At 61.7% G+C, this 23,005-nt stretch carries 19 protein-coding genes; 12 read left to right on the top strand and 7 right to left on the bottom strand.

Annotated elements, in window-relative coordinates; all coding sequences use genetic code 11:
* Positions 1-126: 126 nt before the first annotated feature.
* From FIV39_RS23480 to tam, 3 genes are all read left to right on the top strand, one after another.
* Positions 127-1,521: an MFS transporter gene (locus tag FIV39_RS23480; protein ID WP_090401845.1), complete on the top strand. Its 1,395-nt coding sequence runs from the start codon at positions 127-129 to the stop codon at positions 1,519-1,521.
* A 9-nt stretch (positions 1,522-1,530) separates the two neighbouring features.
* Positions 1,531-2,046 (top strand): single-stranded DNA-binding protein, encoded by a 516-nt coding sequence (locus FIV39_RS23475; RefSeq protein ID WP_003232445.1) that lies wholly within the window; start codon positions 1,531-1,533, stop codon positions 2,044-2,046.
* Between the two features lie 304 nt (positions 2,047-2,350).
* Positions 2,351-3,112 carry a trans-aconitate 2-methyltransferase gene (tam, locus tag FIV39_RS23470; RefSeq protein ID WP_090401846.1) on the top strand — a complete coding sequence of 254 codons (762 nt, stop codon included), beginning with the start codon at positions 2,351-2,353 and terminating at the stop codon, positions 3,110-3,112.
* A gap of 21 nt (positions 3,113-3,133) precedes the next feature.
* Here tam and FIV39_RS23465 read toward each other — a convergent pair whose 3' ends face one another.
* Entirely contained in the window at positions 3,134-3,697 is a 564-nt protein-coding gene (locus FIV39_RS23465) for a cysteine hydrolase family protein (protein ID WP_090401847.1), read from the bottom strand.
* Between the two features lie 96 nt (positions 3,698-3,793).
* On the opposite strand from FIV39_RS23465, the gene FIV39_RS23460 reads away from it, so the two are divergent.
* The 3 genes from FIV39_RS23460 to FIV39_RS23450 all read left to right on the top strand — a co-directional run bounded on the left by FIV39_RS23460 (position 3,794) and on the right by FIV39_RS23450 (position 6,779).
* Entirely contained in the window at positions 3,794-4,753 is a 960-nt protein-coding gene (locus tag FIV39_RS23460) for a GlxA family transcriptional regulator (RefSeq protein ID WP_090401848.1), read from the top strand.
* A gap of 171 nt (positions 4,754-4,924) precedes the next feature.
* On the top strand, positions 4,925-6,034 hold the full coding sequence (locus tag FIV39_RS23455; RefSeq protein WP_090401849.1) for a DUF3182 family protein: 1,110 nt from the start codon (positions 4,925-4,927) through the stop codon (positions 6,032-6,034).
* Positions 6,024-6,779 (top strand): alpha/beta hydrolase family protein, encoded by a 756-nt coding sequence (locus tag FIV39_RS23450; protein WP_090401850.1) that lies wholly within the window; start codon positions 6,024-6,026, stop codon positions 6,777-6,779. Before FIV39_RS23455 ends, FIV39_RS23450 begins: the two co-directional genes overlap by 11 nt.
* Before the next feature lie 5 nt (positions 6,780-6,784).
* Here FIV39_RS23450 and FIV39_RS23445 read toward each other — a convergent pair whose 3' ends face one another.
* From FIV39_RS23445 to FIV39_RS23435, 3 genes are read right to left on the bottom strand one after another with little or no spacing between them, the layout of a single operon-like run.
* Positions 6,785-7,741, bottom strand: coding sequence for a lysylphosphatidylglycerol synthase domain-containing protein (locus FIV39_RS23445; RefSeq protein WP_090401851.1), 957 nt, complete (start codon positions 7,739-7,741; stop codon positions 6,785-6,787).
* Positions 7,731-8,993, bottom strand: coding sequence for a cardiolipin synthase ClsB (gene clsB / locus FIV39_RS23440; RefSeq protein ID WP_090401852.1), 1,263 nt, complete (start codon positions 8,991-8,993; stop codon positions 7,731-7,733). The genes FIV39_RS23445 and clsB overlap by 11 nt, the downstream gene beginning before the upstream one ends.
* Entirely contained in the window at positions 8,990-9,769 is a 780-nt protein-coding gene (locus tag FIV39_RS23435) for an endonuclease/exonuclease/phosphatase family protein (protein WP_090401853.1), read from the bottom strand. The genes clsB and FIV39_RS23435 overlap by 4 nt, the downstream gene beginning before the upstream one ends.
* A gap of 244 nt (positions 9,770-10,013) precedes the next feature.
* Between FIV39_RS23435 and FIV39_RS23430 the strand changes: the two genes are divergently transcribed.
* The 5 genes from FIV39_RS23430 to FIV39_RS23410 are packed head-to-tail and all read left to right on the top strand — an operon-like array spanning position 10,014 to position 16,055.
* Positions 10,014-11,477: an OmpA family protein gene (locus FIV39_RS23430; RefSeq protein ID WP_090401854.1), complete on the top strand. Its 1,464-nt coding sequence runs from the start codon at positions 10,014-10,016 to the stop codon at positions 11,475-11,477.
* An 18-nt stretch (positions 11,478-11,495) separates the two neighbouring features.
* The gene (locus tag FIV39_RS23425; RefSeq protein ID WP_146371618.1) at positions 11,496-12,824 is read left to right on the top strand and encodes a hypothetical protein; all 1,329 of its coding nucleotides are present in this window, start codon (positions 11,496-11,498) and stop codon (positions 12,822-12,824) included.
* Entirely contained in the window at positions 12,805-13,059 is a 255-nt protein-coding gene (locus tag FIV39_RS23420; protein ID WP_186731551.1) for a hypothetical protein, read from the top strand. The genes FIV39_RS23425 and FIV39_RS23420 overlap by 20 nt, the downstream gene beginning before the upstream one ends.
* Positions 13,060-13,890 carry a hypothetical protein gene (locus FIV39_RS23415; protein ID WP_090401856.1) on the top strand — a complete coding sequence of 277 codons (831 nt, stop codon included), beginning with the start codon at positions 13,060-13,062 and terminating at the stop codon, positions 13,888-13,890.
* A gap of 59 nt (positions 13,891-13,949) precedes the next feature.
* Positions 13,950-16,055, top strand: a complete 2,106-nt coding sequence (locus FIV39_RS23410; protein WP_090401857.1) for a mechanosensitive ion channel family protein — start codon at positions 13,950-13,952, stop codon at positions 16,053-16,055.
* Positions 16,056-16,198: 143 nt separating this feature from the next.
* Here FIV39_RS23410 and FIV39_RS23405 read toward each other — a convergent pair whose 3' ends face one another.
* Entirely contained in the window at positions 16,199-20,458 is a 4,260-nt protein-coding gene (locus FIV39_RS23405; RefSeq protein ID WP_090401858.1) for a DEAD/DEAH box helicase, read from the bottom strand.
* A 166-nt stretch (positions 20,459-20,624) separates the two neighbouring features.
* Between FIV39_RS23405 and FIV39_RS23400 the strand changes: the two genes are divergently transcribed.
* On the top strand, positions 20,625-21,509 hold the full coding sequence (locus FIV39_RS23400; protein WP_090401859.1) for a sugar nucleotide-binding protein: 885 nt from the start codon (positions 20,625-20,627) through the stop codon (positions 21,507-21,509).
* Positions 21,510-21,633: 124 nt separating this feature from the next.
* Here the strand turns inward: FIV39_RS23400 and FIV39_RS23395 are convergent, their stop codons facing one another.
* A complete protein-coding gene (locus FIV39_RS23395) occupies positions 21,634-22,329 on the bottom strand; it encodes an OmpW/AlkL family protein (RefSeq protein WP_090401860.1) in 696 nt (231 codons plus the stop codon).
* Between the two features lie 94 nt (positions 22,330-22,423).
* Positions 22,424-22,945 (bottom strand): DUF3299 domain-containing protein, encoded by a 522-nt coding sequence (locus tag FIV39_RS23390; RefSeq protein WP_090401861.1) that lies wholly within the window; start codon positions 22,943-22,945, stop codon positions 22,424-22,426.
* Positions 22,946-23,005 lie beyond the last annotated feature (60 nt).

Below are 23,005 nucleotides of genomic sequence, written 5' to 3'. Positions count from 1 at the left end.
GGATGAATATACACTGTCAAAGTGCCGGGTGCAGCCTTACATGAAAGCTGCGCGGCAAAGCGCCGCATATACCCTCTCAATCGATGGGACTGGTAGAATCGCCGCCGGTTCACACGAGGTTTTTCCATGCACGATCCCCACAGCGAACGCATGAGTAGTGGCGAGACCCGAGCAGCAAGCGGTCTGGCCCTGGTGTTCGCGTTCCGTATGCTTGGCATGTTCATGGTGTTGCCGGTACTGGCGACCTATGGAATGGATCTGGCAGGCGCGACCCCCGCACTGATCGGCCTGGCGATTGGCGCCTATGGCCTGACCCAGGCGATTTTTCAGATCCCGTTCGGAATCATTTCCGACCGCATTGGCCGGCGTCCTGTGATTTACCTCGGGCTGATCGTCTTCGCCCTAGGCAGCGTGCTCGCGGCGCAATCCGATTCGATCTGGGGCGTGATCGCCGGGCGCATCCTGCAAGGTGCCGGGGCGATTTCCGCTGCCGTCATGGCGCTGCTGTCCGACCTCACCCGCGAGCAACACCGCACCAAGGCCATGGCCATGATCGGCATGACCATCGGCCTGTCGTTCGCCGTGGCCATGGTTGTCGGCCCGTTGCTGACGCGCGCCTTTGGCTTGCACGGCTTGTTCCTTGCCACCGGCGGCATGGCGTTGTTCGGGATCGTGATCGTGGCCTTCATGGTGCCGCGCTCAACCGGCACGTTGCAGCACCGTGAGTCGGGCGTCGCACGCAAGGCGCTATTGCCGACGCTCAAGCACCCGGACCTGTTGCGCCTGGACTTAGGTATCTTCGTATTACACGCAATGCTGATGTGCAGCTTCGTCGCCTTGCCCCTGGCCCTGGTGCAGAAAGCCGGGCTGCCCAAGGAACAGCACTGGTGGGTCTACCTGACAGCCTTGCTGATCTCTTTCTTTGCCATGATCCCGTTCATCATCTATGGCGAGAAGAAACGCAAAATGAAACGAGTTTTACTGGGCGCCGTCGCGACATTGATGCTCACTGAACTATTCTTCTGGCAGTTCGGCGACAGCCTACGGGCGCTGGTTATCGGCACGGTGGTGTTCTTCACCGCGTTCAACCTGCTGGAGGCTTCATTGCCTTCGCTGATCAGTAAAGTTTCACCGGCGGGTGGCAAGGGCACGGCGATGGGGGTGTATTCCACCAGCCAGTTCCTTGGCTCGGCGTTGGGCGGCATCATGGGCGGCTGGATGTTCCAGCATGGCGGTTTGTCGGTTGTGTTCCTCGGATGCGCCGGGCTGGCTGCACTTTGGTTGGCCTTTGCTGTTACCATGCGCGAACCTCCCTACGTCACAAGCCTGCGTTTGCCGCTATCGCCTGAGGCGATCCGTGAAAACGGTCTGGTAGAGCGCCTGAAGGCCGTCGTAGGGGTAACAGATGCCGTCGTGGTCGCTGAAGAGGCGGCCATTTACATCAAATTGGACACCGAATTATTGGATCGCGCGACGCTCGAGCAACTGGTCAACCCAGTGCCGACAGCGCGCCCAGCATAGGAGAACGTTATGGCCCGTGGGGTTAACAAAGTCATATTGGTCGGTACATGCGGCCAGGATCCCGAAGTTCGCTACTTGCCTAACGGTAACGCCGTGACCAACCTGAGTCTGGCGACCAGCGAACAGTGGACCGACAAGCAGACCGGCCAGAAGGTCGAGAAAACCGAATGGCACCGTGTGTCGATGTTCGGCAAGGTGGCAGAGATCGCTGGTGAGTACCTGCGCAAAGGTTCGCAGGTCTACATCGAAGGCAAGCTGCAAACCCGCGAGTGGGAAAAAGACGGCATCAAGCGTTACACCACTGAAATCGTGGTCGACATGCAAGGCACCATGCAACTGCTGGGCGGCCGTCCACAGGGCGACCAACAAGGCCAGGGTGGCATGTCCAACTCGGCTCCGCGCCCGCAGCAGTCGCGTCCACAGCCAAGCCAGCAGCCACAGCGTGAGTCGCGTCCAGCACCGCAACAGGCCGCTCCGCAGCCGGCTCCGGATTTCGACAGCTTTGATGACGATATTCCGTTCTAGGATACCGCTCGGAGCAATCCGCACAGCTTCCCTGAAAAGCCCCGTGAGCCTTGCTCTCGGGGCTTTTTTTGCAATTTCGTGATGAATGAAACTGCACCCAGGCACAAATTATTCACCCCCTATCATTCTTGAGCCCAGGCCTGACGGCCAGATGCGCGAAGACTCCATCATGAATGGGGAACCGTACATGAGTTTTCTGCAACGGATTAAATGACGGGATCGAAGATCGCCGGTCCTGGCATTTGTCCTCATGGGGCACACGATTTAGGCTGTAACCCACTTCAAAAGAACAAGGAGAGCCGCGATGACCTGGTCAGCCAAGCAGTACACGATGTTCGAGCAACAGCGCACCCGTCCGGTCCGTGACCTGGTTGCAGCCATTCCAAATAATGAGGTGAACACCGCCGTCGACCTGGGTTGTGGCCCTGGCAATTCCACTGAAGTGCTGGCCGAGCGTTTCCCTCAGGCACACGTCATCGGCATGGACAGCTCCGACGATATGTTGATCGACGCGCGCAAACGCCTGCCGGAGTTGAGCTTTGAACTGGCCGATATCGGCGCCTGGAGTCCCGCGCAAAAATTCGACGTGATCCTCGCCAACGCTTCGCTGCAATGGCTGCCCAATCACGCCACGCTTTACCCTCATCTGGTCAACCAGCTGACGCCCGGCGGCACACTGGCAGTGCAAACCCCGGACAACCTCGATGAGCCCGCACACCGGCTTGCGCGTGAAGTCGCGGCCGAGGGCCTGTGGGCTGCCAGGATTGGCGCGGTCAAGCACAATGAACGCCACACGGCGAGTTACTACTACGAACTGCTGAGCAAACACTGCAGCACCGTCGATGTATGGCGCACCACTTACCAGCACCCATTGGCGGACCATGCGGCCGTGGTTGAGTGGTTTAAGGGGTCGGGTTTGCGACCCTTTCTAGCGCCGCTGACCGATAGCGAAAAGACCGACTTCCTACAGGAATACCAGACGCGGATTGCCCAAGCTTACCCAGCTCTAGGCGATGGCACCGTATTACTGCCATTCCCGCGCCTGTTTATCATCGCGACCCGCTAATGGCACGCAAGCAAGCAGCGCTTACGCCGCTGCTGCTTGCGCCTTCAAATACTCATCCGCCGACACTACGCCCGCGTAACCAAACGCCAACGACGCCATATACGCGCCATGCACCTGCGCCGCTGGAATCACCTGCCCGTTGAATTCCAGATCGCGGGTGGCGCACGCGTCATGAATCACCGTGACCTTGTAGCCCAGGTCCGCTGCCGCCCGCACCACAGCATCGACGCACATATGGCTCATGCTGCCGACCACCACCAGTTCGGTGATGCTGCGCTGTTCCAGCAGGGCGCGTAGATGGGTTTCGCGGAACGAATTCACGAAATGTTTAAGCACCACCGGCTCGCTGCCCTCGTTCAGCACCTTGGGGTGCAAATAGGCTCCCTCAGAGTTCGGGGTGAAAAACGGTGCATCCTCGGAAGTGAATTCATGGCGCACATGAATCACCGCATCCCCGTTCTGGCGAAAGGCCTGGAGCACCTGCGCAGCCTTGTCCGCCGCAGCTTCCACGCCATCGAGCGGCCACTTGCCTTGAGGGAAGTAGTCGTTCTGGATATCGATTAGGATGAGCGCTTGCTTGGCCATGGGTATTGCCTCGTGATGGGTTGATGGGGCCAGTATGTTAGCTGGCGCCGGGGCGCGGGATTGGCTGCACCGACAATAACAGGGGGAAAACTGACAATGGCGGTTGTTGAGCTGGGCGTGTTGATCTACCAGGGGGCGCAGTTGGCAGCGGTGCACGGCTTGACCGACCTGTTCGGGGTCGCCAACCGGATCGCCGCCGAGCATCAGTCTGCGCAGCTGCCGGTGTTGCGGGTCAGCCATTGGCAGGTCGACGCCAGTGGCAAGCCGACAAGGGGATTCGCCAGCGACCCCGGCCCTGACCAACCGATGATGGCCGTGCTGGTGCCTCCGTCGATTGGCGAATTCACCGAAGAACAGGCGCCCCCCGCGTTACTGGAGTGGATTCGCCAGCAACACGCGGCGGGCACCGTACTCGGCGGCGTGTGCATCGGCTCGATCATGCTGGCGCGCAGTGGGTTGCTGGATGGTCGCAGCGCCACCACCCATTGGTCTTCCGCCAAGTCCTTTGCCGCGCGTTACCCGGCCGTGCGGCTGGAGGCGGATAAACCCATCGTCGATGACGGCGACCTGATCACGACCGCCGGGCTGATGGCCTGGTCCGAGTTGGGCCTGCGCCTGGTCGACCGCCTGATGGGGCCGAGCATCGCCGCTGACACCGCGCGTTTCCTGGTGATCGAACACAGCGACAGCGCCAGTCAATGCGGCAGTAACTTCGCGCCGATCCTCAGCCATGGCGACGCGGCCATCCTCAAGGTCCAGCATGGGTTGCAAGCCAGCGGCGCGGTGGACGTGTCCGTCGCCAGCATGGCGCAAGAGGCGGGGCTCGAGGAGCGCACCTTCCTGCGACGCTTTCGCAATGCTACCGGCTTGAAACCCACCGAATACTGCCAACACCTGCGCGTGGGCAAGGCGCGGCAGATGCTGGAGTTCACCAACGGCACCATCGACCATATTGCCTGGACCGTGGGCTATCAGGACCCCAGCGCTTTTCGCGCCATTTTCAAAAAAATCACCGGGTTGGCCCCCAGTGACTACCGCAGCCGTTTTGGCGTGTGAATCGTGCAGAACGCCGTGCGTTCAAGGCGGCGTCGTGCAGAATCAGGCAGGCCAACTGCCATCGCCTTTTTATCAACGACTTGATTTTAAACGCATTCTCTTGGACACAACCTTGGCGTGATACCTGCAGCCTTTCCCGCACACACATGGCGGGATGGCCAAGGGGGACGCATGACCCCGATTCAACGCAAAAAATGGATCGTCGCTCACTCCACGCGAGAGGGCGCGCCCCAGCATGAAGTCGAAACCAACCGCGCCTTGGCCCGCTGGCTGGCGCAGATCCTGGGGCTCAAATTCGGCGGCAGTTACGACCCACAAAAACACACCGGTCGTGAACTCTACCTGCTACCCACACAAACCCTGGTGGGGCCAGCCCAGGCCCGCGCGCTTCAGGTCAAAGGCCCGGAAGACCTGTGGGGCGGTTACGTCGATCACGACTTCATCTGCACCAAAGCCATCAGCCATGGGCTGCTAAGCCCCGAAGCGAAAGCCCCCGAAGGCTGGTCGCCGTTATTCTGCGAGCGTGTACGCGATGTGGTTCTGGCGGGTCTTAGCGTATTTGCCTTGGAGGATGCACGACCTGCCGCCGAACGCCTGCTTTACAGCGGGCCGATTCGGCTGAAACCCGTGCACGCCTGCGCCGGACGCGGCCAGGAAGTTATCCACAGCCTTGATGCATTCGAGGCCGTGCTGGCGCGCCCCGAAGCGGCGCAGATGTTCAGCGAGGGCGTGGTGCTGGAACAAGACCTGCACGATGTGGTCACCCATAGTGTGGGCCAGAGTTTTATCGGTGATCACGTGTTCAGTTACTGCGGCGAGCAATACCTGACGAAGGACGGGCAGGGTGAAGAGGTTTATGGCGGCTCCAACCTGCTGGTGGTGCCGGGCGGCTACGAGGACTTGCTCACGCTCGACCTGCCCGACGGTGTGCGCCAAGCCATCGAACAGGCCCAGGTCTTCGACGCGGCCGCCGATGAGGCTTACCCTGGTTTCTACGCTTCCCGACGCAACTACGACATCGCCCAGGGCCTGGACAGTGAAGGCCAGCGCCGCAGTGGCGTACTCGAACAGTCCTGGCGCATGGGCGGCGCCAGCAGCGCGGAAGTCGCGGCGCTGCAAAGTTTTATCAACCACCCAGGCCTCAAGGCCATTCATGTGTCTTCGGTGGAAACCTACGTGGACCAGGCGCTGCCGGCGGATGCCATCGAGGTGTACCGGGGCCCGGCCGAAAACAGCGACTTTCTTCTCAAGTACGTGACGGTTAAATCTTATGACGGCTAGAAGCGAAAGCATTGCGATCGATATCGACGACGAACAGATGAGCGGCACGTTCCTGAGCCCCAAATCCAAAGTACCGGGTGTGTTGTTTGTGCACGGCTGGGGCGGTAGTCAGGAGCGTGACTTGGAGCGAGCCAAAGGTATCGCCGGCCTGGGGTGCGTGTGCCTGACTTTCGATCTGCGTGGTCACGCGGGCACGGGTATCCCGTTGTCCCGCGTCACCCGTGAAGACAACCTGCGCGATCTGCTGGCGGCCTACGACCGTCTGCTCGCGCACCCGGCCATCGACACCTCGGCGGTGGCGGTGGTGGGTACCAGCTACGGCGGTTACCTGGCGGCGATTCTCACTTCATTGCGCCCGGTGCGCTGGCTGGCGCTGCGTGTGCCGGCGCTGTACCGCGACCAGGAATGGCTCAAGCCCAAGCGTGACCTGGATAAGGGTGACTTGATGGATTACCGCAGCACGCTGGTGCATGCCGAAACCAACCGCGCCCTGCATGCCTGCGCACAATTTACCGGTGATGTGCTGATCGTCGAGTCGGAGACGGATGACCATGTGCCCCACGCGACCATCATGAGTTACCGCGCGGCGTGCCAGCAGACCCATTCACTGACGCACCGCATCATCGACGGTGCCGACCATTCCCTTAGCGACCCGGTGTCCCAGCAGGCCTACACCTCGATCCTGGTGGACTGGATCACCGAGATGGTGGTGGGTGAGCGGTTAAGCATCATCCAGTCCCAATAACGCGATCAAGCGGGTGTCTTCTTCACCCGCAACGCCTTGGCCTTGGCTTCGACACCCAGGTACATCACCAGCGCGATCAACAGCGGGCAAATAAAGTAGATCGCCCGGTAGGCAATCAGTCCCGCCAGCAAGCTGCCCCGTGATGCCTCGTGCTGCAGCAGCGCAATAAACACCGCCTCGAGTACGCCCAGTCCGGCCGGGATATGGGTGACTACCCCGGCAATCGCGCTGATCAGCAATACGCCGAGTACCAGCGGATAGTCCAACTTGGCGGGCAGCAGCGTGAAAATCACCGCTGCCATCAGCGACCAGTTCAACGCGCCCAACGCCAGCTGCAAGCACGCCATGCGCAGGGACGGCAGGTTGATCTCGATCCCGCGAATCGACCAGGCGCGCTTTTTCGAAAACTGGCACGCCGCCAGGTAACCGAGGCTGGCCAGTATCAGCAACACGCCGACCCCTTGCAGTGCGCCGCTGCTTAGCTTCCAACCCGGTGGCATCGTCACCAACCCGCTGCTGAACACCACCCCGGCCAAGGCCATATAGCCAAACCAGTTGGTGGCCAGGCTCAGGCCGAGGATCTTGGCGATATTGCCGGTGCTCACCCCCAGCCGCGAATACAGTCGGTAACGCATGGCGATCCCACCTACCCAGGCGCTGAGATTGAGATTGAACGCATAGCTGATGATCCCGACTGGCAGGATCTGCTTCCAGCCCAGCGGCTGGCGGATGTAGGTGCGACCGATCAGATCGAAGCTGGCGTAGACGAGAAAGCTGCACAAGGTCAGCGTGCTGGCGATAAACAAGGTGCGCAGCTTGAAGTCGCCCAGGGTTTGAACCACTTCGCTCCAATCAATGCGCCGAGCCAGCAGGGTGAACAGCACGATCAGCGCGAGGAAGAAGGCGATGGTCAGTGGTTTTTTCCAGCGCTTGAAGCGTGATCCGTTGTTTTCAGACGTCATGGGCCTGACTCTCGAAGGGTTTCAAGCGTGGCTTGTGCGCTGGCAACCAGCCCGTCAGCGCGGGAAAGTGGCGCATCACATGGAACACCAGGAACCCGACGGTCAATCGCCATAGCCACAGGCGTGGCTTGCGGTTTTCCGGCATGGTCTGGCAATGCTCCTTGGCGAGTATTTCCAGACGTTCATACAGCTGCTGATTGAAGGCGCGGTCACGAATCAGTACGTTGGCTTCCAGATTCAGCGACAGGCTCAGCGGGTCGAGGTTGCTCGAACCCACCGTGCTCCACTCGTCATCCACCAGCGCGACCTTGCCGTGCAACGGGCGCTGGCAATACTCATGAATCACCACGCCATCCTTGAGCAGGTAGTCGTAGAGCATGCGCGCGGCCAGCTTGGCCAACAGGACGTCGGGCTGGCCCTGCATGATCAATTGCACGTGCACCCCCCGGCGTGCGGCGTTGCGAATCTCGCGCAGCAGGCGGTAACCGGGGAAGAAGTAGGCGTTGGCAATCACCGCGCGTTGTTGGGCTTTGCTCAAGGCATGGATATACGCCTCTTCAATGTCGTCGCGGTGTTGCAGATTGTCGCGGTAAATCAGGCGTACCAAGCCGTCGCCTTTATCGGTCGACCATGCCGAAGGCCGTTGCTGGCGGCGCCGCCACCCACGTCGCGTGCGCACCTGGCGGCCGCTTTGTGCGAGGGCGAAATGATGCAGGTCGGCCACCGCCGGGCCAATCACCTGCACCGCGTAATCCTGCTTGGCTTCGGGGCCAAAGTCCCCCAGGTGATCGGCAGAAAAGTTGATCCCGCCGATAAACGCCACGGCGGCATCCACCACCACGATCTTGCGGTGCAGGCGGCGAAACCAGTTGGTCCGGATACCCAGGGTCTTGGACGCCGGGTCAAATATCTGCACGGCTACCCCGGCCGCTGCCAATTCGCCGAGAAAAGCGGGGCTCAATTCGCCGCAGCCGAAACCATCCAGGCTGACCACCACCTTGACCCCACGCTGCGCCGCCTCGATCAAGATGCGTTGCAGCTTATGGCCGACCTTGTCTTCGAAGAGGATAAAAGTCTCCAGCAGGATCTCCCGCTGCGCCCCCCGCAAGGCCTCGAACACTTTGGGAAAGTACGCCTCGCCGTTCTCCAGCAACTCGAGCTGATTGTCCGGCTGCCAACCGTAATCGAGGTCGCGGGCCTTGGCTTCATCCGGCGGTTGATCGGTGGCAATGTGCTCGACCGCAATGTTCATAGTTCGATCTCCACGCACAGCGGCACATGGTCTGACAGATGGGACCAGGGGCGGGCGGTCAGCACCCGCGGGTTATGAATCTTCAAGTTGCGCACATAAATGCGGTCCAGCGGCAGCAGCGGCAGGCGGGCCGGGAAGGTGCGTGCGGGTTTGCCGTGGGTGTGCACGAAGACTTCCTGCAGGCCGCTTTGGCTGAGGTCGGCGCGCTGGCGCCAGTCATTGAAATCGCCGGCCACCACCAGCGGCGCATCGGCCGGGATCTCGCGGATACGCTGCTCCAACAAGCGCAATTGCTGCTGGCGATGCACCTCGCGCAAGCCCAGGTGGATGCAGATCGCATGCACCTCCTGTCCGGTGCCCGGCAGGCGCAGCACACAGTGCAGAAGGCCGCGGTTTTCATGCCCGCTTTGGGAGATGTCGAGGTTGTCGTAACTCACAATCTGGAATTTCGACAGCAACGCATTGCCGTGGTCGCCATGGGGGTAGACCGCATTGCGCCCGTAAGCGAACTGCGGCCAGATGCTGTCGGCGAGGAACTCGTACTGCGGCATGTTCGGCCAGTCGCTGTAGCGCTGGGGATGGCGCTCGTGGGTGCCGTGGATTTCCTGCAGGAACACCATATCAGCGCCCACACTGCGCACCGCTTCGCGCAGCTCGGGCAGGATGAAGCGTCGGTTCAAGGCGGTGAAGCCCTTGTGGATATTGACCGTCAGCACCGTGAAGCGAGTGATGGCGACGCTGGGGGTGATGGGCACCCAGTCGGGGATCGCAGCCATGTTTATTCCTGTGAAGAGTGGGGCAAGGCTTCATTCATGGATGACTGCCGGTGGCGGGAGAAAGTTTCGAGCGTCCTACAGACGGTCCGGTGTGGAGATAAAGAGTTACAAATGGTGTTGAATTGCCATCAGTGACGTGATCAAATCCTGCGTATCTACCCCATTCAACGATTGTGCAGGGCCTGTTCATGGATGACGCAGTTGACGCTTTTCTGGCGTTGACAGTGGGTCGGCGGCTCTTTTCATGAAAGCCGGAACCCATCAAGTGAATGCCTCCTTTACCCGAAAAATCAGCCTGCTTGCCGGAGCCGTTGCGCTTAGCGGATGTGCGACGCTCAACGATGCGGGCAAAAACTACGGCACGGCCATTGGCTGCGCGGGTGGCGCATTGCTCGGTGCCGGCTTGACGTATGCGATTACAGGCGATGCAAAAAAAGCCATCGTCGGTGGCGGCGTGGGTGCGGCCGCCGGTTGCGTAGCGGGTAACTTGTGGCAGAACCGCTTGCAGGAGCTGGAGCGGGTTGCCCGGGAAGAGAATCTGAATATTCAGGTACAAACCCTGCAGACCCAGGACGTGGTCACCGGCAACACTGGTGCGCCAGCGTCGACCGACGCGGGTATCGTCGCTCAGGTGCAGGATGAAGGCATGTTCGCCACCGGCAGTGCGCAACTGAGTGCCAATGGTCAGCGTCAGGTTCGCAAGCTGGCTGCTGCCTTTGCGCCTAAGCAGGGCCAGAATACCCAGGCTGCCATCCTCGTCGTAGGTCATACCGACGCCACCGGCAGCGCCGCCACCAATCAACGGCTGTCCGAGCAGCGTGCCCGTGCCGTGGCGTCGATCCTTGCCGAACAAGGCATCTCTGCGCAGCGCATGTTTTTCCAGGGGGCGGGTGCTTCCCGGCCCATCGCCGACAACAGCGACAGCCAGCAGCGGGGCAAGAACCGTCGGGTTGAAATCGTTGAGGTCACCGACCGCAATATGCTGGTCAAACGGGTCAACGCCGAACAAAACAACACCAAGTACCTGGCGCACGGCACCTCGACCGAGCCTGCGCGAACCGCTGCCAAACCCGCAAAAAGCAAACCCACCGTTGTCGCGAAACCCACCGGCGAGAGCAAACCCGCCGATGTGGGTACCGCCTTGGTGGATTTCGGTGGAGGCCCTGCCAGCGACACCCGCTGGACACTGGGCCAGGCCATCGCTCCGAAAAAGGCCGGTTTTGCCCTAGTGGCCAGTGCTCACGCCAGCGACCTGCCATCCAGCAGTTGTGAGGCGGACCGGCCGCGTGAAAGCGGCAAGGTGTTCAACCTTGCCAGCGGTCAAGCGCTGGATACCCAAGGCACAACCGATTACCTGCCGGGTTACAACAACCGTGTGTGGGCCAATCTGGTCAATGGTCACTTGGTGACGTTGTCACCCGTTTCGATCCTGCGCGACGGCGCGAGCGTTGATCGCCAACCGTTCATCGAAGTGGTCAAGGGCTACGATCAAGGCAACCGCAAGTCGATCAAGAGCAAAGCCGTGGCCAACACCTATGAAGGTGAGGACCTGGTGCTGTACCGGGTGTTCACCCAAGACCCCAAGGCACCGGTGTCGTGTATCGACGTGGTGTTCAGCAAGAAAAACTCAGAAGCCACTGATGGTGCGTTGTTCTACCCCCGCAGCCATGAAGCTTTCACCACCCGGTTCGTGCCGATTCGCGCGTAAGACTCAAGGACATACACCATGGAAGAGTTCAGCTTCAATGCGCTGACGGCCCTGCTTTGGGCAAACAAGTTAATTACCGGTTTGGTGATTTCCACCCTGCTGGCGGCCATCCTGATTCAAGCGTATTGGGACAAGGTGGGTTATTTCATCATGCGCGTGTGGCACGGCGTGCCCTTGATCGGAAAGGTGGCGCGTTTGTCCAAGCAGAGCCTGATGCTCGACGCCTACGGTTGGCCTAAATCCGAAAGCGAGCTGTGTGACGCCTACTATTCGCGCTATGAAAAAATTGGCGCGAAAAACGTCGATTTTTTCAACAAGAGTGAATCCTACCTGCGCACCATCGGTGAGCGCGGACGCCGTGAGCGGCCGTTTTGGGTGTTTGCCCTGATCTTCATGCTGATCATGTTCGAAGCCGTGGGTTTTGCCTACGTGCTGGTGCCGTTCATCAACCAGAATCTGTCGGCTAACGATCAAAGTTGGATGGGCTGGTTGTTCGCCTTCCTGCTGGCCGTGGCCTCGGCGATTCTGGCTGAAGTAACCGGCCGTGCTGCTCACAAGAACGCCCTGATCAGCAAGGCGCGCCACTGGTGGGAAAACGACTCCGACAGCGATCGCCCCAACCAGCTTAAGGAATTGCCGGGCATCGGTATCAAGGACACCGACAGCGATAAAGACGGCAAGGATTACAACCGCATCCTGGCGCGTATCAATACCAATCACACGGTGACGCCAAGTCATGGCTGGATGGTGACCACCGGGATCTGGATCGCAATTATTGCGGTGGCGGCGTTCGGTATCCGCACCATGCAACTCAAAAGCATCGAGACCGAGATGGTCGGCAGCCCGCATGCCTTTGCCCAGCAGAACTACGATTCGGCCAGCCCGTTTGAATTGCCGGCCGATTCGGCTGCGCTCAACGATCAAGCGGACAAGCAAACCCTGACCGACAAGATGGATGCGATTCGCAAAGCCTCGCTGATTACCTTCATCGTGCTGTCGGTGATCTACATCGCGATTCAGATCACCAGCATCTGGCTGGCATCGATCTTCGGCTTTGCGGGGGTTGAGTCCAAGACGGCCTGGGAGCATACCCATAAGTTTTCCAGCGGCCAGGCCTTGGAAAACTGGATGCAGAGCCAGCGTGTGGAAATCGCCTCCCATGCCGATCACAAATTGAGTAAGTTGCAGCTCAAGCTGGCCGGGCGCACCACCACCAATGCTCAGCAGCAGGCGGCGCTGACCAGTGCCCACAATCGCAGTTTCGAGACATTCGTCGCACGCAAGCAGGCATTGCCGGCGGCCCCCCGAGAAACCTGTGGTTATGCCGGTGGCGCCGGTTGTCACTGAAGTTGCGGCGCCGGTCGCTGCTCCAATTCAGCCACCCGCTCCACTCCAGGCGGCCCACCCGGAGCCTGTGGCGCCGTCGGTGGGTATCGACGCCCTGCGCAGCAAGGACCTGACCGTCTACAGCGAAGAACAATTGGCAACGATCAGCCGTGCCAAGGGCCATGCGCTGGAAGACGTGCTGGCGTTGCGCGCTGAACAGCAACTGCTCAAAGACTTCGATGCCACAGGTGCCTGAATGACAATCCCGCGCTTTTTCTGTGCCCTGTTGCTGGCGCCCTTGATGGCGGTGGCAGGCGAGCGCAATGACATTCCGGACTGCTACGGCTATGCGAAGGTCGGTGAGTTTCGCCCGGCTGCGGCTGGGCGGGAGTTGACGGTGATCATTGATCAGACCATCCCGATGCCCGAGAGCATTCAGAGGGCGACCTGGGCGCAGGTCCAGCGCTTCGTCCAGCCGGGCGACAAGGTTCGGTTGTACAGCTTTTCGGCGTTTTTGCCGGGGCAATTCATGCAACTGCGCTTTGCCGGTGAGCTCAACCGAGGCGTTGACGACAGCGCGCGCGACCGCGTCGGCATGCAATCGCTGCGTACTCTGGACACCTGCCTTGCCGAGCAGCGCAGCTTTTTCAACAAGACCTTGGGCAAGGTGTTTGTCACCACGTTACGCGAGGCGTCCGAGGATATTGCACGCAGTGAAATCTTCCATTCGCTGCGCGAGATCGGTAAGGACTTGGGCCAACAGCCAGCTCAGGAACGTGTGGTGTTGTTGATTTCCGACATGCTGGAAAACAGTGACTTCGGCAGCTTCTACGCCAACAACCGGATTCGTGACCTGCAGCCTGAGGGCGAGCTTAAACGGGTGAGTGAAAAGGATCTGTTTGCTGATCTGCAAGGTGCGCGCGTCTACGTGGCCGGTGCGGCGCTGGTGACTAAGGACGTTAAACAGGCTTATCGCTCTGGCAAGACCATTCAAGCGCTGGAAGACTTCTGGAAAGGCTACTTTGCGGGTTCTAATGCGCAATTAGTAGCGTTTGGCGCACCGAGCCTGAATGTCGACCTGAAGTGAACGATCCCAGCTAAAACCCGTCAGTTCCTTACAGACCCCCTCTGAAGGAGCCCGGTGTTTTGCTGAATCTAAAGACTGCATTACTGCTCGGCGCGCTGCTGTTGTGCGGCAGCGGCGCGCTGCACGCGGCGGCCACCGCGCCGGAAGCCGAAGCGCCGGCCAAGCCGGAGTTGCTGGTGGAGGGCGGTCTGCTCGGTGCCATCAGTTCCAGCATCGATGATGTGCAGAGCAAGCTCGACCTTAATCAGAACCTCGTTGATGCCTGGCGCCTGCGCGCGGACCGTGCGGCGGATGAGGTCGGCCGGTTGGTTGACCAGACATCGCAGCGCTCGCCGTGGAGCGTGGCCGGCGACTTCCTGCTGCTGTCCGGGGTGTGGGTCGGCGCCTTCGTGGGGTTGACGCTGCTGGGGCGGTTTATCGTGCGGCGCCTGAGCCGCCGCCCGTTCGTCCAAACGCGTGGGCGCCTGCAAGGCGTGCTCGGCTATGTGGTGCCCTACACGATCCCGGCGCTCATCTGCCTGCCGTTGACGCTCTACATCAGCCACTTTTTACCCACCTCGATAGGCCGTGCGCTGGCGCTGTGTTTTGCCTACGCCACCAGCAGCGGCATCTTTTCCACCTCCATGCTGCTGTGCGTCATCGTCATGTTCAATGTCGGCCACAAGCGGCCGGCGGTGCAGATCATTCGCGACTACTGCCCCAAACCGCTGTTCCTGATCGGCTTCCTCGCGGCCCTCAGCGACGCCCTCACCAGTCCGCAAATCGCGCGTCAGCTCGGCGGTAATATCACCAGCAGTATCGCGGTGTTTACCGGTTTGTTTGCGGCGGTGATCTTCGGTGTGCTGGTGGTGCGCCTGCGGCGGCCGGTGGCTCACCTGATCCGCAATCGACCACTGGCCCAGCGCCTTAAACATCCGGCGCTACAGCAATCGCTGCGGGTGTTTTCCGGGCTGTGGTATTGGCCGATTCTGTTGATGGTGCTGGTCTCGGCGATCAACCTGATCGGCGCCGGCGACGACAACCAGAAAGCCCTGCGCTGCGCGCTGTTCACCACGATTCTGTTGATCGGCACGGTATTCCTGAGCACGGTGCTGCAACACCTGTTCAAGTCCCGCAGCCAAGTGGCGATCCAGCGCAGCAGTGCCTACAAGGAGCGCTTCCTCAGCCTGTTGCACGCGATATTGCGCATCGTCATGGCCATCGCCTTTATCGAAATCCTCGGGCGGATCTGGGGCGTTTCGCTGTTCGAATTTGCCCAGCGCAACTCGGTGGGCCGTGCGATCAGCGACTCCCTCAGCAGCATCGGCCTGATCCTGCTGATGACCTGGTTGTTCTGGGTGGTACTCGACACGGCGATCCAGGAAGCGCTGAAACCGCCGGTGAGCAAACGCTCGAGCCGCCAGCCCAGCACCCGGGTGAAAACCATCCTGCCGCTGCTGCGCAATGCGATCAAAATCATCCTGGTGGTGATCTGCGCAATCACCACCATGGCCAACCTGGGCATCAACGTCGCGCCGCTGCTGGCGGGTGCCGGTGTGGTCGGCCTGGCGATTGGTTTCGGTTCCCAGCAATTGGTGCAGGATGTGATCACCGGCTTGTTCATCATCATCGAAGACACGCTGTCCATCGGTGACTGGGTGGTGCTCGACTCCGGCCACGCCGGCACCGTCGAAGGCCTGACCATCCGCACCCTGCGCCTGCGCGACGGTAAGGGCTTTGTGCATTCGGTGCCGTTCGGGCAAATCAAGGCGGTCACCAACCAGTCGCGGCAATTTGCCTATGCGTTCTTCTCGGTGCAGTTCACCTACGACACCGATGTGGACAAGGCCGTGGAGCTGATCCGTGAGGCCGGGCAGTCGATTCGCGACGATGTGTTCCTCAAGTACAACCTGCAAGGGCCGCTGGAGGTGTTTGGCGTCGACAAGATGGACCTCAATGGCGTGGTGCTCACGGCGCAGTTCCGTACGGTGTCCGGCGGGCAATATGCGGTCAGCCGTGCGTTTAACCAGCGTTTGAAAAAACTTGTGGATAACTGTGACGAGGTGCACTTCGCGCAAACTTATCCACAGCAGGTTCTGTTGCCCAAGCGCACTACCCAGATGGATGAACCGGATGAAGAGGTGCCGGCGTCGGTGGTGTTGACGGAGCAGCCGCGTACTCAATAATCCTCCACCCCGTAGCAGCTGCCGAGCGCCAGCGAGGCTGCGTCAGGCGCGCTGCCGATTCAGAAGCGAGTCGCGGCCGACGCAGCCTCGCTGGCGCTCGGCAGCTGCTACGGGGTTTTGCGCGGTGCTGGATAAGACGGTATCTACGGATTTGCGCGGTGCCGGATCAGCTTGTCCCGTATTGACTGCTGATCCACATCCAGCAGTATCTGTTGTTTGTCGGCGATCATCACCGCCGCCGGCAACCCATCCCGATACACAATCCGATTCCCACTCACCGCTGGCACCTTGCTGCCCGGCAACAGTGTGCCCACCAGGTTCAGCGGGTCAGCCCCACACACGGCGATCAAACTCCCGTCATGGGGCCGGCGCCGAACTTCGCGCAGCAGCGGGATCGCCTCCGGCAAGGCGAACTGTTCCCCCGCCAACCCGCTGACAAACCGCCCGCCGCGAATCTCCCCCCGGGCCTCCAGCCGATGGAATGTGCGTAGCAATTCGCGCCAACTCGGCAACCAATCCGCCTCGCGCTCCAGCAAGCGCCAGAACACCACGCCATAACGGCGCAGCAAGGTCATCGCCACATGTTCCAGGGTCTCGGCCGAGTGCGGGCCGGCAGCGGTCGATGGGCGGCGAATCAACGCCCAGCGCCCGGCATCGTCCATGCCGCCGACAAACGCCCCGCGCCCGCGCCGACTGCTGTGTGCCTGGCGTTTGCTGGCCGGCGTGGTCAATGCGCGCAGCCCGGCAAAGCTGTCGGCATTCACCAGGCCGGCGCCGACCAGTTCCTGCAAGGCGGTTTCGAGTTCGCTGCGCAGCAGATGAGCCTCGTGCACCAGTTCATCGAAAAACAGCGCGCCGTGTTCGCGCAAGGCCAGGTGGACCTTCTGCGCCTTGGGCGACAGTGTCGTGCTGTCGGTGGGTTCGGTCAGCCCGCTCCACAGCGCCACCTGGCTGCGTGGCAACAGCACCACCGGTGTACTGCGCAGGGCGATGGCGCCCGGCTTGTTGCTCAAGCGCGTCCATACCAGCTTGCCGCTGCGGCATAGTTCATCCAGCCAGAAGGAGGAGTAGTCCTTGATCCGGGCACTGAGCAGGTCACTGTCCCAGGCCGACGTGGCGGCGGCATAGCCTTCGAACTGGCCGACAATCTGCGGCAACATGGCGCTGCCCTGGCCGCGTGTACTGTCGGACAGGTGTTGCCAATCGAACAGGAATCGCATGAAATCCTGCAGCGCCACGGGTTCGATTTCCCGGCGCAGGCGCTTGACCGTGTAGCGATGAATACGCGCGAGCAAATGCCGTTCGCACCATTGTTCCTCGAGTGCGCCGGGGCTGAAGCGACCGCGCAGCACGTAGCCTTCCTGCTCCAGGCGGGCCAGCGCCTGGCTGACGTCGGCCAGCGGCAAGCCCAGCGGCGCGGCGATCTCGCTCAGGCGCTGCGGGCCGAAGCCACCGAGGCGCGCGCGCAGCACCTCGACGAGTGCGTCGTCAAAGGTCCAGGGCTCATCGAATCCGGGCAGTAACGGCAAGTTGTTGGGGTAGATCGTCTGCAAACACCCCAGGCGTTCCACCGCCACCCACAGGCCGGTGGGCAATTGAAAGGCGCGGCCAGCCTTGGTCAAGGCGTTCAGCCACTCGGCCCATTGCGCCGTGACTTCGTGGCTGGCGATGCATGCCAGGCTCATCAGCGCTTCGTGCATTTCATCCACGCCATGGGGCGCCGGCCAGGCTTCTTCGCGCACGCCGGCGATGGCGTCCGCATCCAGTGCGCCGAGGTCGTCGGTGCTCTGCGGGTCGCTCCAACGGCGGTTGAGCACGGCCTGGGTGCGGCGCTCTTCCAGCGGTGCATCGTCGAGAAAGGTATAGGGGCGCGCGCTGAGGATTTCGGCAGCCATGGGCGAGGGCGCCGGCAGGTCGCGGCTGATCAACCGCACTTCGCCGCGCTCCATGCGCCGCAGCAACGCAAGCCAGGCGTCGCTGTCCATGGCTTCGTGCAGGCAGTCGTCGAGGGTTTGTTCCACCAGCGGGTGTTCGGGCACTTCGCGTTCGCCGGCGAGGTTTTCCAGGCAGGCGATCTGGTCGGGGAACACGCTGGCAATCAAGTCTTCGCTCTTCATGCGCTGAATCTGCGGCGCCACTTTGCGCCCAGCGGTAAAGCGCGGCAGCGCCAGGGCCACGCCGGCGTTCCAGCGCCAGCGCACACCGAACAGCGGTGCATCCAGCACCGCCTGGATCAGCAGGTGTTCGGCACTGTTGCTGTTGAGGTAACGCCACACCTCATCCAGCTCAAAACTGTGGCTGGTGGACAGCGACAGCACGATCGCATTTTCACTGGCTGCCGCCTGCAATTCGAAATTGAAGGTGCGGCAAAAGCGCTTACGCAAGGCCAGGCCCCAGGCCCGGTTGACGCGGCTGCCGAACGGCGTGTGGATGATCAGTTGGGTGCCGCCGGACTCGTCGAAAAACCGCTCCATGATCAACGTGTCCTGGGACGGCAACGCGCCGAGGGCCAGGCGCGCGCGGGCCAGGTAATCGAGGATCTGTTCGGCGCTGGCGCGGTTCAGGCCGAGGGTGCCGGTGAGCCAGTCTTGCGCCGGTTGCAGGTCGCCGGGGCTGGCGCTGAGCAGGGTGTCGAGTTGCCCCTGCAAACGCGCGACGGCGGCGGATAACTCATTGCTGCGCCCCGGCGCTTCGCCGAGCCAGAACGGAATGGTCGGCGGCTGGCCGTGGGCGTCTTCGACCCGCACTTTGCCGGCTTCGACCCGCAAGATCCTGTAGGAGGTATTACCGAGCTGGAAGATGTCCCCGGCGATACTTTCCACCGCGAAGTCTTCGTTGACGCTGCCGATGTTCAGGCTTTGGGGTTCGAGCAACACGCTGTAGTCGGCGTTGTCAGGGATGGTGCCGCCGCTGGTCACGGCGGTCAGCTTGGCGCCTCGGCGACCGCGCAGGGTGCGGGTCAGGGCATCGCGGTGCAGGTACGCGCTGCGGATGCCCTGGCGGCCGTTGTAGCCGTCGGCGAGCATTTGCAGCAGCGCCTGGTAGTGGCGTTCATCCAGGGTGGCGTAGGGCGCGGCGCGGTGGATCAGGTCGAGCAGGGCCTGTTCCGGCCACTCCTGGGCGCTGACCTCGGCGATGATCTGCTGGGCCAGCACGTCCAGCGGCGCCACGGGGATCTGCAAGGTGTCCAACTCGCCCCGGCGCACACAGTCGAGCAGGGCGGCGCATTCGATCAGGTCGTCGCGGGTCGTGGCGAACAGGCGCCCCTTGGGCGTGCCGCCGACCTGGTGTCCGGAGCGGCCCACCCGTTGCAGAAAACCGTTGATGGAGCCCGGCGAACCGATCTGGCACACCAGGTCGACATCGCCGATGTCGATCCCCAGCTCCAGGGATGCGGTAGCGATCAGCACTTGCAACTCGCCCGCCTTGAGCCGTTGCTCGGCGTCCAGGCGCATCTCCTTGGCCAGGCTGCCGTGGTGGGCGGCGACGGCGCTCTTGCCCAGGCGCTCGCTCAAGTGCCGGGCCAGGCGTTCGGCCAGGCGCCGGGTGTTGACGAAGACCAGCGTGGTGCGGTGTTCGCGGGCCAGTACCGCGAGGCGGTCGTAGACCAGCTCCCAGACATCGTTGGCCATCACCGCCGACAGCGGCACCGGCGGCACTTCGATATCCAGGTCGCGGGCGCGGGCATGGCCGATGTCGACGATGTCGCACGTACGGTCGGTGCCCACCAGAAAGCGCGACACGGCTTCGATAGGTTTTTGCGTGGCCGACAAACCGATGCGGGTCAGCGGCTCGGCACACAAGCCTTGCAGGCGCTCCAGGCTCAAGGCCAGGTGGCTGCCGCGTTTGCTGGCGGCGATGGCGTGGATTTCATCGACGATGACCGTGCGCGTGCTGGCCAGCATTTGCCGGCCGGAGTCCGAGCCCAGCAGCACGTAGAGCGATTCCGGCGTGGTCACCAGGATATGCGGCGGGCGCTTGCGCATCAGTGCGCGGTCTTTTGGCGGGGTGTCGCCGGTGCGTACGGCCGTGCGAATCACCAGCGGCGGCAGGCCCAGGCGTTGCAAATGCTCGGTGATCCCGGCCAGTGGGGTTTGCAGGTTGATCTGGATGTCGTTGGACAGCGCCTTGAGCGGCGACACGTACACCACCAGCGTCTCGTCCGGCAGTTGCCCGCCGTTGGCCAGGCCCTGGTGAACCAGGTCATCGAGCACCGCGAGGAACGCCGTCAGCGTCTTGCCGGAGCCGGTGGGCGCCGCGATCAGCGTCGAACGGCGCTGGCGGATCAGCGGCCACGCCTGGGCCTGGGCGCTGGTCACCGAAGGGAAGGTGCGGCGGAACCAGGTGCTGACGGCGGGGTGGAAGCCGTTCAATACCGTGTCGGTTGATTCAGGAAGGTTCATGCCTAAGTTATGCGGCCCACTCCAACAAGTTGCAACCCCGCACTTTATCCGTGACGGTTGCGCTACAAACCCGCAAAATGCAACGATTCTGGAATAAACCTATGGCAGGGCTCACCAGCCTGCCGACAATAACCATCGTTCCAAACAGACCGGGCCTGCTCAATCTATGCGAATGCGCCTTATGTTACTGGGCGGCGGGAATGCCCTCGGGCAGGCGCTGATTCGCCTCGGTGCAGAGGAAGACATTGGTTTTCTCGCACCCAAACCGCCCCAAGACGGCTGGGATGCCGCGAGCCTCACCCAATTGCTCGACGACACCCGTCCCGATGCGTTGATCAACCTCGCCTACTATTTCGACTGGTTCCAGGCCGAAGCCGTCAGCGAAACCCGCCTGGCCGCCCAGGAGTTCGCCATCGAACGCTTGGCCGAACTGTGTCAGCACCACAACATCACCCTGCTGCAACCGTCCAGCTACCGCGTGTTCGATGGCTCCCGCGCCACCGCCTACAGCGAAAAGGACGAGCCGGTGCCCCTGGGCCTGCGTGGCCAGGCGTTGTGGCGTATCGAACAGAGCGTACGCGCGACCTGCCCGCAACATGTGCTGTTGCGTTTTGGCTGGCTGCTGGATGACAGTGTCGACGGCACCCTCGGGCGCTTTCTGGCGCGGGCCGAGAAGCCGGATGAGTTGCTGATGGCGGACGACCGTCGCGGTAACCCGACGCCGGTGGACGATGCCGCGCGGGTGATTATCTCGGTGCTTAAGCAACTCGATTGCGCAGCGCCGCTGTGGGGCACTTACCACTACGCCGGGCATGAGGCGACCACACCGTTGGCGCTGGGCCAGGCGATCCTCACTGAGGCGCGCAATTTCCACCCGCTGGCCATCGAAGCCCCTACCGCCCAGGCCCACGCGGCCCGGCCGGATGCGGCAGACGAACCGCAGCATGCGGTGCTGGCCTGCAAGAAAATCCTGCACACCTTCGGCATCAAGCCTCGGGCGTGGCGGGCGGGGCTACCGGCGTTGCTCGACCGGTTCTACCGCCACGGCTGACACAACACAAAGTAAATGTGGGAGGGGGCTTGCTCCCGATAGCGGTGGATCAGTCAATGAATCTGTTGACTGACACTCTGCTATCGGGAGCAAGCCCCCTCCCACATGGGTTATGCCGTGTTGCTTAGAACTTGTAGCCGATGCCCACCATGTAAACCATTGGGTCCACGTCCACATTGACCTTGGCACGGGTGCCAGGCGCACCGCTGTATTCGACGGTAGCCTTGGTGCTGATGTCGATGTAGCGCGCCTGGGCGTTGATCATCCACTTGTCGTTGATCATGTAGTCCGCGCCGATCTGCGCAGCCCAGCCCCAGGAGTTCTCGGCCTTGAAGTTGCTGAAACCGGCTTCGGAGGCGCGGCTGCCGACGTGTTCGTCGTAGATCCAGGTGTAGTTGATACCGGCGCCTACGTAGGGTTGGAACGGGGATTTGTTGTCCAGTGGGTAGTACACGACGCTCAGGGTCGGCGGCAGGTGTTTCAGGGTACCCAGCTTGCCGTTGGCGGCGCCGAGGGCGGTGCCCTTGATCTTCACGTCGTGCTCGAACGGCGTGGCCGCCAGCAGTTCGATACCGACGTGGTTGGTGAGCATGTAGGCGAAGTTCAAGCCCAACTGAGTGTCACTGCTCATGGTCGCCTTGCCGCCCAGGTTTCTACCGTCCAATGGGCCTTGGTCAACCTTGACGGTGCTGCTGTCTGCCTTCGGGTTCACGGTGATTGCACCGGCACGAATCAGAATGTCGCCCGCTTCGTGAGCGTGGACGGCAGGGGCGGCGAGGGCGAGCGCGAAGAGCGATGCGCCGAGCAGGGACTTGTTCATAGGAGCTCCAGAGGACGTTTAGAAGTTGTACGTCCAATGGTAAAGATCGTTCCGTCCGGTCTTTTGACTCAGCTCAATGAAAGGGCGATCAGCGTTATTCCGGCAGTTCGTAGATGTAAATTTTCTCGGCATCCATCTGGTAACCGGCGTCGGCCAGTTCACTGGTGGACGGTTTGACCTGCATCGCGCCCTCGATCCAGTACGGCTGGTAGAGCTCATCGAGCTTCACGCCGACTTCGCTTTTCACATGCACGATCTGGTTCGAGGGCGGCGGCGGCACATGGATGCACGCGCCGAAATATGGCACCAGCAAAAACTCGGTGGTGCGGCCTTCTTCACTGACTTCCAGCGGCACGATATAGCCGGGAAGGCGAATATGCTGGCCGTCCAGGCTCTGCACCACCGGCGCATTGGGCAGGTCCTGCTTGGCCGCTGGCGCCGCTTCGACGGACAAGGCATCGGCCATGTTCGACAGGTTATGCAGCGGTTTCATGTTGGGGATTTCCGGCGGCGCGTCCGGCGGGATCATCTCCTGCCAGGACAAGTCCTTGGGCTGATCCTCCGCCCAGGCGGGCACAGCCACCAGCAGCAATAACGCAAACAGAGCGCGACGCATGAAGACTCCTCAGTGGGTAGCTGCAAGTTGCAAGCTTCAAGTAAAAGCCGATTCGCTTGA

The sequence above is a fragment of the Pseudomonas grimontii genome (genome assembly GCF_007858185.1).
GTDB lineage: Bacteria > Pseudomonadota > Gammaproteobacteria > Pseudomonadales > Pseudomonadaceae > Aquipseudomonas > Aquipseudomonas grimontii.
This window is presented reverse-complemented; position numbering and strand designations above follow the sequence as displayed.

What these genes read in the sequence shown, in the direction of transcription:
- FIV39_RS23480 (WP_090401845.1), top strand. Translation starts at nt 127, where the DNA reads ATGCACGATCCCCACAGCGAACGCATGAGTAGTGGCGAGACCCGAGCA.
- FIV39_RS23475 (WP_003232445.1), top strand. Translation starts at nt 1,531, where the DNA reads ATGGCCCGTGGGGTTAACAAAGTCATATTGGTCGGTACATGCGGCCAG.
- tam (WP_090401846.1), top strand. Translation starts at nt 2,351, where the DNA reads ATGACCTGGTCAGCCAAGCAGTACACGATGTTCGAGCAACAGCGCACC.
- FIV39_RS23465 (WP_090401847.1), bottom strand. Translation starts at nt 3,697, where the DNA reads ATGGCCAAGCAAGCGCTCATCCTAATCGATATCCAGAACGACTACTTC.
- FIV39_RS23460 (WP_090401848.1), top strand. Translation starts at nt 3,794, where the DNA reads ATGGCGGTTGTTGAGCTGGGCGTGTTGATCTACCAGGGGGCGCAGTTG.
- FIV39_RS23455 (WP_090401849.1), top strand. Translation starts at nt 4,925, where the DNA reads ATGACCCCGATTCAACGCAAAAAATGGATCGTCGCTCACTCCACGCGA.
- FIV39_RS23450 (WP_090401850.1), top strand. Translation starts at nt 6,024, where the DNA reads ATGACGGCTAGAAGCGAAAGCATTGCGATCGATATCGACGACGAACAG.
- FIV39_RS23445 (WP_090401851.1), bottom strand. Translation starts at nt 7,741, where the DNA reads ATGACGTCTGAAAACAACGGATCACGCTTCAAGCGCTGGAAAAAACCA.
- clsB (WP_090401852.1), bottom strand. Translation starts at nt 8,993, where the DNA reads ATGAACATTGCGGTCGAGCACATTGCCACCGATCAACCGCCGGATGAA.
- FIV39_RS23435 (WP_090401853.1), bottom strand. Translation starts at nt 9,769, where the DNA reads ATGGCTGCGATCCCCGACTGGGTGCCCATCACCCCCAGCGTCGCCATC.
- FIV39_RS23430 (WP_090401854.1), top strand. Translation starts at nt 10,014, where the DNA reads ATGAAAGCCGGAACCCATCAAGTGAATGCCTCCTTTACCCGAAAAATC.
- FIV39_RS23425 (WP_146371618.1), top strand. Translation starts at nt 11,496, where the DNA reads ATGGAAGAGTTCAGCTTCAATGCGCTGACGGCCCTGCTTTGGGCAAAC.
- FIV39_RS23415 (WP_090401856.1), top strand. Translation starts at nt 13,060, where the DNA reads ATGACAATCCCGCGCTTTTTCTGTGCCCTGTTGCTGGCGCCCTTGATG.
- FIV39_RS23405 (WP_090401858.1), bottom strand. Translation starts at nt 20,458, where the DNA reads ATGAACCTTCCTGAATCAACCGACACGGTATTGAACGGCTTCCACCCC.
- FIV39_RS23400 (WP_090401859.1), top strand. Translation starts at nt 20,625, where the DNA reads ATGCGAATGCGCCTTATGTTACTGGGCGGCGGGAATGCCCTCGGGCAG.
- FIV39_RS23395 (WP_090401860.1), bottom strand. Translation starts at nt 22,329, where the DNA reads ATGAACAAGTCCCTGCTCGGCGCATCGCTCTTCGCGCTCGCCCTCGCC.
- FIV39_RS23390 (WP_090401861.1), bottom strand. Translation starts at nt 22,945, where the DNA reads ATGCGTCGCGCTCTGTTTGCGTTATTGCTGCTGGTGGCTGTGCCCGCC.